The sequence below is a fragment of the Leisingera sp. genome, assembly GCF_034669605.1.
GTDB lineage: Bacteria > Pseudomonadota > Alphaproteobacteria > Rhodobacterales > Rhodobacteraceae > Leisingera.
In genome coordinates, this window is record NZ_JAXMOX010000024.1 from 21,626 (window position 1) to 31,978 (window position 10,353).

Here is a 10,353-nt window from a genome sequence, read left to right on the forward strand (position 1 = left end):
GTGAGGATTCAGGCGCCCGGGAAGGGAAAGTGCGACACCGGGTATCCGCCCTCGAAACCGTGCTCGTCAAGAAGCCGTTCGGAGATCCGCTTGGCTGTATGCCGCTGCTTGAGCATGCACTCCCGATCATCGGACAGCCATTTATTGATGATCCCGGTGAACCCGTCCAGCTTTGGCCGCCGGATCGGTGCAGTCCGCCGATAGCCAGGCGGAACTGAAAACGCCAAAATCTCCCGAACGCTGTCACGAGATATCCCGCAATGCCGGGCCGCTTCATGCTGGCTCATGCTCTCGGCGCAAGCCAGACGAACCTTGCGATTCAAATCCACGGTGAAGATCCTCCCCCCTTCCGTTAAAGAAAGGGCAAAGATGGACGACTTTTACGCCGCCTGCAGCAGGTTCATCCGACCGCTACCGTGGTCGACTTTCTCACCGCCGTTCTCATTCCGCAGCATGTGGCCAAAGTACCTCATTACAGGGCGGCCTGAAGATCAGGCACGAAAGCCAAAAGATGTCGCTCTCCAGCTTCGTCGGGATCAGTCTTTTTGCGTGAAATCCCTTGACTGGGACCGACCCGTTACCAAAGTCTGGGGCCTAAAGGCCACCCGGGGGCGGTGTCGCCGCTTGCATTGGGCGGCGACCGGGCGGTTGGAAGGCGTGTTTGCGGTCTTGAACCGGCGTAACGCCATAAAGCTTGCGGTAGTGCAGAGTCAGCGTCGAGGAACTGGCATAGCCGACCGCATGTGCAATGTCTGAGACCGGATCCCAGGAATAGAGCACCATTTGCCGGGCGGCCTTCAGGCGCTGGCGCCGGTAGTACTCGCCGGGGCTGAGGCCGGTCGCGGTGCGGAAACTGCGCTCTAGCTGGCGGGGCGAAATGCCGGCCATGCGGGCCACGTCGCGGATGCAGACCGGGGTTTCGAAGTGCTCCGTGAAGATCGCCATTGCCTCCTTTACCGCAGGCGGCATCTGGTCGACGGTGCGGTCGCTTTGCAGCACCGGGATCTTCTGGCGGGCACTGCCGTTGCGGATGACGGGGTGCTGGAACAGGCAGGCGATCTCGTTCATGGCGTCCGGCCCGAGAGCATTTCCGATCAGTTCCAGTGACAGGTCGAACATGGCGGTTGCACCTGAGACCGTATGAACATTGCCGTCCCGCACAATCAGCCGGTCAACGGCTGGGCAATCGGGAAAGGCGGCTTCAAAGGCGCTGCGGTAACACCAGTGAACGGCACAGCGCCGTCCGGACAAAAGCCCGCTGCGCGCCAACGGGAAGACACCGCCGGACACTGCGCCCAGAGTTGCACCGTGCCGCGATAGGTAGCGCAGCCGCGCATGCCCCGAGACAGGATCTTCGAATTCACCTTCCGGACCGGACAGCAGAAACAGGCAGTCCAGCCCTTTGATCCCGGCAAGGCTGGTTTCTGCTGGAAAAACAACCCCGGCTGAAGCCGCTGCGTCCGCGCCGGTTTCAGTCACCAAGGACCAGGAAAACACCTGATGCCCGGCGATTTCATTGGCGGCACGCAGTGGCTCCATTGCCGAAGTCAGACAGGCCATGGGAAAACCTGGAAACAGCAGGAAGCCTATGCGGGTGTACGGGGCGGGGCCAAAGTCGTTGGAATGGATAGTCATGATATCACTCCAGCCCCAGCGCATCTTTCTTGGTCTTTGCCCAGGTGGTGACCAGGTGGTCGACCATCAGCCCCATGAAAGCGACGGCAAGGCCAAGCACCAGCCCCTTGCCCACATCGGTGGAGGACAGCGCACGCTGCATTTCCTGGCCCAGGTCCTGGGTTCCGATGAAGGCGGCAATGATCACCATGAACAGCGAGAACATCACCGACTGGTTCACCCCAACCATGATGGTGGGAAGCGCCATTGGCAGGCGGACCTTCCACAGGGTCTGCATCCGGGTGGCACCGGACATGTCGGCGGCCTCGATCAGGGTTTCGGGCACCTGGCGCAACCCTTCGATGGTGTAGCGCACCAGCGGCACCGCGGCGAACAGGACAACGGCGCCGATCACTGCCACGTCATTCACCCCGAACAGCATGACCACCGGGATCAGGTAGATGAAGCTGGGGAAGGTTTGCAATGTGTCGCAGATCAGCAAGGCCAATGCGGCGCGTTTCTCGTGAAACGATCCCCAGATGCCCAGCGGAAAGCCCAGCACGGTGGCAATAGAGACCGCGACGACGACAGTATAGACTGTGATCATTGCGCGGTCCCACCAGCCGGACATGGCGATGAGGCCGAAGAAGGCTACGCAGACGAGGGCGGACCGCAACCCGCCGATGGCCCAGCCGACGGCTGCCAGCAACGCCAGCACTGCGGTATAAGGCATCCATAGGAAGGCATCGCGGATCGGGATCAGCACCCAGGTGATCAGGAACCAGCGCAGCCACTGGGTGACCGGGTCGATCAGCACGATGAACCAGTCTGCGACGGCATCAATCGGCTTGGAGATGGTAAAGGCTTCACGTCGCCCGATCTGGTCCATCAGGGGGATGAACTGGGCCAGCACAAGGCATGCCAGGGAAAGACAGACGCCGATCAGGAGGAATTTGTTGCGGACGGCAAAGGACGTGCCTTTCTCAAAGTGCTCAGGCTGCTTGGTCGCCCAGGCCTTGGTGCAGCGGTCCAGCATGACCGCTAGCAGCACGATAGTGATGCCGATCTCTACCGAGCGGCCGATCTTCAGCGCTTGCAGAAGTTGCAGCAGTTTCTGCCCCAGTCCGGGCATCCCGATGAAGCTGGCCAGAACGACCATTGCAAGGCATTGCATGATTACCTGGTTCACGCCCACCAGGATCTCGGTCCGGGCGGTGGGGATGCGGACGTGGCGCAGCAGCTGCCAGCGGGTGGAGCCGCACATGTGGCCGCTTTCAATTACCTCATGCGGAACTTTGCGCAGGCCCAGCAGGGACATGCGGATCATCGGTGGCACGGAAAAGATGATGGTGACGATTGCGCCGGCCTTGGGACCGACGCCGATGAAGACGACCACCGGAATCATATAGGCGAAATGCGGCAGGCTTTGCGCGATGTTGAGGACTGGGTTCAGAAACTTTTCGAAGGTTTTCGAGCGCCAGGCAAGCACGCCCATGACCAGCCCGAACAGAATCGAGAACGGGGCAGCGACGACGATAACCGACAGGGTTTCCATCGCCCATTTCCATTGCCCCATGACCGCGATCCAGACAAAGGTGCCGCCGGTAAGCAGCGACAGCCGCCAGCCTTGCAGCGCATAGCCGATGACAAAGCCGATGCTCGCAATCACGGTCCATGGAATGGGGCCCAGGCGGGGCCAGCGGTTCTTGCCGTAAAGCAGGTTGGCGGTCACATCGAGCAGCCATTCCACCCCGTCGGCAAAGGCACGGGTCAGATACAGCAGACCCAGGTCATCACGGAGAAAGGCAAAGATGGCATTGATCCAGTCAGCAAAGGGCAGGATCAGCCACTCTGGCGGCCGCACCAGCCCTGCGGGCAGGACGGAGTTTCCCACGGCCAGCAGGCAAGCTGCTGCAAAGATCGCCCAGCCGGTCTTGACGCGGGTCCAGCCGTGGGACTTTTCGGAAAGTATCAGGGCCTGGTCCGTCATGATGCCTCTCCCAAAAGAACGTCGAGCGCCTCCTGGCGGCTCATCGCTCCAATCAGGCTGCCTGCGTTGTTGGCAACGGGCAGAAAGTCGCGGCTGTCATTGACAAGCAGGCGGGCCAGTTCGGAGATGGTCTGTTTCTCGCCGATCGGCGCTCCGGTCAGGCTGTGGCCGTTCACCTCCCGTGCCAGAACGCCAGCATGCACGACGCGGGACTTCTCGATTTCTTCAGTGAATTTGGCAACATATTCGGTGGCGGGGTTCAGCACGATCTGATCGGGAGTGTCGCATTGCTCGACAACGCCGTCCTTCATGATAGCAATCCGGTCGGCGAGGCGCAGGGCCTCGTCAAAGTCGTGGGTGATAAAGACGATGGTTTTGCCCAGCATCTCCTGCAGCCGCAGAAATTCGTCCTGCATCTCGCGGCGGATCAGCGGGTCGAGCGCCGAAAACGGCTCGTCCAGGAACCAGATATCGGGCTCAATTGCCAGGCTGCGGGCAATGCCGACACGTTGCTGCTGGCCGCCAGAGAGTTCGCGTGGAAAGTAATCCTCTCGGCCCGACAGGCCGACCAGTTCAATCACTTCCAATGCACGGGCGCGGCGAGCATGGCGGTCTTGGCCGCGCATTTCCAGAGGAAAGGCCACATTGTCCAGCACGGTGCGGTGCGGCAAGAGGCCGAAGCTTTGGAAGACCATGCCCATCTTATTGCGGCGCAGTTCGATCAGTTCCCTTTCGGACATCTCACCAATGTTCTGACCTTCGACCCGGACCTCTCCGCCGGTGATATCAATGAGACGGGACAGGCAGCGCACAAAGGTCGACTTGCCGGAACCTGACAATCCCATGATCACCAGCATTTCCCCCTTGGCGATATCCAGGGAGACGTCACGCACAGCAGCGATGTAGCCAGCCTGGCGGATCTCATCAAAACCCGGGTTACCGGTAAGAGACTTCAGATATTGTTCCGGTTGGGCGCCAAACAGCTTCCAGACCTTTTTGCAGGAAATGACAGGGGAGGCGGCGGTCATGGCTTATCTTTCATTGGCTGGGAAACCGGGGCGGCGAGTCGCCCCGGAACAAGGGTCTGAATGTGGATTTAGGAACCAGTCCAGGGCTTCCAGAGGCCCTCATTCGCGGCCAGCCATTCCGCTGCGGCGTCCTCGGGCTCCATTTCATCGATGTCGACCAGCTTGGCCATTTCCGCAATTTGCGGATTGGTGAAGCTGATTTCAGTCAGCGTTTGATAGGCTGCCGGCCATTTTTCTTTCATGCCGTCCCAAGCGGCCTTCTTCAGATAGCCGTTTGCCGGGTTGCCGCAGTCATAGGTGGCATCCGGGTTCGGACCGACGGAAGGGTCCTTGTTACAGCCCTCGACCCACTTCGGGAACTCGACAAATTCGCCTGGCCAAACGGCCTCGGCAAAGTTCGGGGTCCAGTTGAAGATCACCACCGGTCTTTTGGTTTTCTCTGCCGCGGCCACTTCGGCCCAAAGCGCCGAAGCTGAGCCCGCGTTCACCACGGTGAAGTTCATGTCCAGCGCCTCCACGCGCTCGGCGTCATGTTTGAGCCAGTCGACGGGGCCGCCCAGGAACCGGCCCTTGTCGCCGGTTTCGGGCGTGGCAAAGGCGGCCGCGCAGTCGTTCAGTGCTTCCCAGGCTGGCAGGCCGGGGCAGGCTTCTTTGGTCCAGGCCGGATACCACCAGTCTTCGCGGGTGACGGCATTGTGATTGCCGGCGTCATGCAGGCCACCCTTGGACACCGCCTCATCGAAGGATTTGCCAAAGGCGCCTTCCCAGACTTCCAGTTCCAGGGTCACATCGCCAAGGCGGACTGATTCATAGACTGCCTGGCTGTCGGTCGACACGTATTCGACGCTGTTCCCCATCGATTCAAAGATTTGTCCGACAACGTGGCTCATCACGATCTGGCTTGACCAGTTGTGGATCGGGATGACGATGGGGTCCGGGGAATCTTCGGCCATCGCCATCGGGGCCGTCATCATTGCGGCCGCTGCACTGGCCAATAGGTATTGCCGGTATTTCATGTGTTTCTCCCTGTTGTCGCAGCTCTGGTCCTGACGGCCTGAGCTTTTTCGCGTTTTGAAAGCCGGGCTTTCGAGAAAGGAAGTTAAGCAGCAGTTGTGAACAGGTCAGCCCGGCGGGATGAACAGGCTGGTCAGTGATGTTAAAATTTGTTAACCAGCGGGAATAATCGCGGGGACGTTCAAATCATGGCGCATATTCTGATAATTGAGGATGAACCCGTCACCCGGGCCACTCTCGCCAGTTATTTGGATGCCCAAGGGTACAAAGTTTCACAGGCTGAGACTGCCGAAAACGCGGAAAGTATACTTGAAAAACAGGATGTTGACCTTTTGCTGGTTGATATCAACCTGCCCGGAAAAGATGGGCTGCAGATAACCCGGGAACAGCGTGCCAAGTCCGAGTTGGGGATCATCCTGGTGACCGGCCGGGACGATGAGATTGACCGGATCGTCGGACTTGAGCTTGGCGCGGATGATTATGTCTGCAAGCCCTTCAACCGGCGCGAATTGCTGGCGCGGCTGAAAAACCTGCTGCGGCGGACAGAAGATGTCCGGCGTTTGTCACGCCGGATCTACAGATTCGGGAAATTTCAGTTCGACGTTGCGGCGCGGCATCTGCAAACGGTGGAGGGCGGCTGCATTTCTCTGACCCGGGCCGAATTCGAAGTGTTGGACATGCTGGTCAGCCGAGCAGGGGAGGTTGCTTCGCGCGATGCGCTGATGAGCCGGGTCACGCACCGGCAGTACGGCGCCAACCCTCGGACCGTGGATGTGCTGATCCGGCGTCTGCGCAGCAAACTGGAGGAGGATCCCGCCAGTCCGCGGGTGATCACCACCGTGCATGGCGAGGGCTATGTTTTCACGGCGCCTTTAAACTGACAGTTTCACATTCGCGCAGCACTGCGGCCAGCGCGTGCAAGATGTGCGGGACCATGTCTGTCAGCCTTTCCAACTGCTCCTTGGCAGCGTTCCTTTCCCCTTTTTCGGCGTGTGTTTCCAGCGCAGCCAGCAGCGCAGCAAGATCCTGTTGGCCAAAAGTGCTGGCGGCCCCTTTGGCGCGGTGCGCATCCATTGCAAGGGCTCCGAAGTCTAGCGTTTTCAAAGCCTCAGTCATCCGGGCAAGGCCCAGCGGAAGCTCCTGTTCAAATATCCTTGCGATCTCCAAGGCTTGCTTTTCGCCAAGATCACGCATGTTTTCCTGCATCTGTTTTTGAAGACTGGCGCGGCGGTCCAGTTGTTCCAGGGCTGCCTGGCGGTCGGACAAGTAAATTGCGCCCTCGCGCCCCTGCATAACGCTGTCTAAAGCTTTGCCCAAACGTTCAGGAGAGACCGGTTTGGCGACAAAACCGTTCATACCAGCCTGCAAGTGTGTCTCGATCTGGTCCTTTTGCACATGCGCTGAAATGCCGATGACCGGCAATTCGGCAATCCGGCGGTCGGGCAGGGCGCGCAGGCGGCGGGTGGCTTCGGTGCCGCTGATGCCCGGAAGGTTCACATCCATCAGAACCAAATCAAACGCGGAACCGGGTAGCAGTTCCAGCGCGTCTTCGGCGCTGCCGGTGCAGTGGCAGCTGTGTCCCATACGCTCCAAGTACCCCTGTGCGACCATCTGGTTGATTTCATTGTCCTCGACCACCAGCACAGACAGGGGACGTTCGGCTTGCCTTGCCGGGACCGGCGGCTCTTCATACTCCAGATCGGCGGGATTGCCCGATTCCAGCTCCAGGGTCAGTGTGAAAACCGAACCCACAGCAGGGGTGCTTTCCAGCGACAGCCGGGCCCCGATGGTTTGGGCGAAGTGCCTACTGATAGCGAGCCCCAGCCCGGTGCCGCCGAACTTGCGGGCGGTATCTGTGTCCTCTTGTTCAAAGGCCTCAAAGATTCTGGACTTTGCTTCCGCCGATATGCCCTTGCCGGTGTCACTGACTTCAAAGGTCACCCGGTGGCGGCTGCTGGCAGTCTCGTTGATCCGGATCCGCAGAATGACCTCGCCGTCGTCAGTAAATTTCAGGGCGTTGGACAGCAGGTTGAACAGGATTTGCCGAAGCTTGGCGGCATCGCCCTGCACTGCCTCTGGCAGATTTCCGGGGGCATCAAGCCACAGGTGGACGCCTTTGCTGTCCGCGCCGGGCCGCAGCAGCACGACGATGTCGGTTACCAGTTCCCGCAGGGAAAAAGTGCTGATTTCCGGCTTCAGTGCACCGCTTTCGATTTTCGAGTAGTCCAGAATGTCATTCAAAATCTTCAGCAGATTCTGACCGGAGACCAACGCAGCCCGGAGCCGCTCCATCTGCTTGGCGGGCAGGCCATCGTCCGAAAGGCTGCGCAGCATGCCAAGCACGCCATTCATTGGCGTGCGGATTTCATGGCTCATCATGGCGAGAAATTCGGATTTAGCGCGATCGGCGCTTTCCGCCTTCCGGCGGGCCTTGTCATGGGCTTCGACTTCCTCCTGCAGCCGCTCGGTCTGTTCATTGACGAGGACCTGGAGATTGTTGCGGTGTTCGCGCAGTTCCTGTTCATTGCGGTCCCGGACACTTTCCAGTTCCAATTTGTCGATGGCTTGCTGCCGGAAAACTTCGACGGCCGCCTCCATACGGGCGATTTCGTCATACCCCCGGGGGTGCACAGGCTGGTCAAGCTGGCCGCGCATCAGGGCCGCCATTATCCCCGACAGCTGGTTAAGGCGCCGGGTGATGCTTCCGCGCACATAAAACCACAGGACTGCAAGTGACAGCACAAACCCTGCAATCGCAGCAAAGCCGTTGCGCAATTGGGCCCGCTGAACGTCGAGAGCGGCTGCGTTGCCTGATCGGATCACCCGTGCTTGGGCCTGATCCGCCACGGCTGCGGCCTCGTCGCCAAGCCGCAACGCGGTATCCTGCAGGCCCTGCTGCAGCGCGGTTATGCGGCCTTCGGTGGTCAGAATCCTGTGGCGCAGTACAAACAACCCAATGTCTTGTTCTGAGACGGTACGTAACTGCACGGCATAGCTTTCGGCCTGCTGGCGCCGTCCAGGGTCGCGGATCGCCTTGATCCGGCGGGAAACTATGAGCAACCGGTTGATCAGAGAGGCCTCAATCTCACCCAGTTCGGTTTCATCGCGTGCGTCTTCGATCCGGTTGATCAGCAGCCCGATTTCGGCGGTTTGCGACCGCAATTCGAACATCAGGCCCAGTTGGAACAGGTCAACCTCGATCAGCTTGTCCAGCGTATCGGTACGGGCTTTCTCCTCAATTGGGGAGGAACTGTGACCGTAAAGGCTTGATATCACTGCAGTGGTCCCCATCTCGGCATTTGCCACCAAAGTGTCGGCCATGCTGAGCAAGTTGTTTGCAGCGGCAAGATTCTGTCCGGCCAACTGGTTGAATTCGCTGTGCAGGGCAATGCGGGTCTCAACCAGGGCGTTCAGCAGCGGCAGCACGCGGGACGCCTCTGTCACGGTTTCACGCAACCGGGCGGACCCGATGCCGCCGGCTGTCTCCAGGGCTTCAAGTCTGCGGGTCAGTGCTTCGACTTGAGCCGACAGGAATTCCGCCCGCTTTTCCCGTTCGGACTGGGTGTCAACTGCCGCCAGCTCCGGAGCGATGGCGATGATACGGGTGCTTTCCTCGGCCATGCCGCGGACTTCGGCGATGGCCGGGATGGTTTGACTGATGACCTCTGCCTGGCGGCGTGCAAGCACTCGCAGTTCGACCAAGCCAAGGATGCCCGCAAGGGTGGGCAGCCCTGCAATGACGACGAAGGCGAGGCTTAATTTCCCGCCAAGACCAAGCTTTTTCAACATGCCTGAACTGTCGCGCGCATTTCTCTATTGTGCAATTTTGAATTTCCCTTTTGCGTTCTGCTGCATATCCTCGGTGCCTGGAAGGAAATTTAATGCGCGCAATCTGGTTTCTGATTTTCTCAGTGCTTTGCACCACGGCCGCCGCGGACAACTGGCGCCTGCAAAATCCACGAATCCCGTTCGACTACGAAAGCGGGTACGAGACCGACGTTTATCAGCCGTTGAAACGAGCCTCGCAGATATGGCGGTTGTGCATTGCATATCCCCATCTGAAGGACGCCTATTGGCTGAGCGTCAACTACGGAATGGTGGCTGAGGCGGCACGGCTGGGGGTTGCTTTCAAGCTGGTTGAGGCCGGCGGGTATCCGAACCTGCAGCGGCAGATCCGTCAGGCCGAAGGCTGCGTGGAGGGAGGGGCTGATGCCCTGATCCTGGGGACGGTCTCCTTTGCGGGTCTTACCGGAACGGTGGAACGGATTTCGGCGAAAGTTCCGGTAATCGCAGCTGTGAATGATATCGCCGATGCAGGGATCACCGCCAAAGTCGGTGTGTCCTGGATAGAAATGGGCGCGGTAGCCGGGCGTATCATCGCTGCACGGCACCCCAAGGGCACGCGGCCAGTGAAAGTGGCCTGGTTTCCTGGCCCGGAGAATGCGGGCTGGGTGAACTTTGTCGAGCAAGGGTTTCGCGCGGCACTGGCGGAAAGTTCCGCGGTGGTTGCGGTGACGAAATACGGAGATACCGGACGGGAGATCCAGGTTCGCCTCGTTGAGGAGGCGCTGGATGAGGTGCAGGACCTTGACTACATCGCCGGGTCCGCGCCGGCTGCCGAGGCGGCAGTGTCGGTCCTCCGTGCCCGTGGTTTGCAGGAGAAGGTTCATATTGTATCTGACTATATGACCCACGGCGTCTACCGGG

8 protein-coding genes are annotated in these 10,353 nt (G+C 59.8%); 2 read left to right on the forward strand and 6 right to left on the reverse strand.

Annotated features, from left to right (window positions below; translation table 11 throughout):
* Nucleotides 1-8: 8 nt before the first annotated feature.
* The 5 genes from VOI29_RS04890 to VOI29_RS04910 form a co-directional block, all read right to left on the reverse strand.
* Complete coding sequence (locus tag VOI29_RS04890; RefSeq protein WP_416361482.1) at nt 9-287, reverse strand: hypothetical protein; 279 nt, start codon at nt 285-287, stop codon at nt 9-11.
* 307 nt (nt 288-594) lie between these two features.
* The gene (locus VOI29_RS04895) at nt 595-1,635 is read right to left on the reverse strand and encodes a GlxA family transcriptional regulator (protein WP_323776381.1); all 1,041 of its coding nucleotides are present in this window, start codon (nt 1,633-1,635) and stop codon (nt 595-597) included.
* Between the two features lie 4 nt (nt 1,636-1,639).
* Entirely contained in the window at nt 1,640-3,604 is a 1,965-nt protein-coding gene (locus VOI29_RS04900) for an ABC transporter permease (RefSeq protein WP_323776383.1), read from the reverse strand.
* Nucleotides 3,601-4,632: a glycine betaine/L-proline ABC transporter ATP-binding protein gene (locus VOI29_RS04905; RefSeq protein WP_323776385.1), complete on the reverse strand. Its 1,032-nt coding sequence runs from the start codon at nt 4,630-4,632 to the stop codon at nt 3,601-3,603. The genes VOI29_RS04900 and VOI29_RS04905 overlap by 4 nt, the downstream gene beginning before the upstream one ends.
* Nucleotides 4,633-4,700: 68 nt before the next feature.
* Nucleotides 4,701-5,648: an ABC transporter substrate-binding protein gene (locus VOI29_RS04910; RefSeq protein ID WP_323776387.1), complete on the reverse strand. Its 948-nt coding sequence runs from the start codon at nt 5,646-5,648 to the stop codon at nt 4,701-4,703.
* 186 nt (nt 5,649-5,834) lie between these two features.
* Between VOI29_RS04910 and VOI29_RS04915 the strand changes: the two genes are divergently transcribed.
* Nucleotides 5,835-6,527: a response regulator gene (locus VOI29_RS04915; RefSeq protein ID WP_323776389.1), complete on the forward strand. Its 693-nt coding sequence runs from the start codon at nt 5,835-5,837 to the stop codon at nt 6,525-6,527.
* Here VOI29_RS04915 and VOI29_RS04920 read toward each other — a convergent pair.
* Nucleotides 6,508-9,435 (reverse strand): ATP-binding protein, encoded by a 2,928-nt coding sequence (locus VOI29_RS04920; protein WP_323776391.1) that lies wholly within the window; start codon nt 9,433-9,435, stop codon nt 6,508-6,510. The genes VOI29_RS04915 and VOI29_RS04920 overlap by 20 nt on opposite strands.
* A 92-nt stretch (nt 9,436-9,527) precedes the next feature.
* On the opposite strand from VOI29_RS04920, the gene torT reads away from it, so the two are divergent.
* On the forward strand, nt 9,528-10,353 hold an 826-nt coding region (gene torT / locus VOI29_RS04925; RefSeq protein ID WP_323776393.1), incomplete at its 3' end, for a TMAO reductase system periplasmic protein TorT.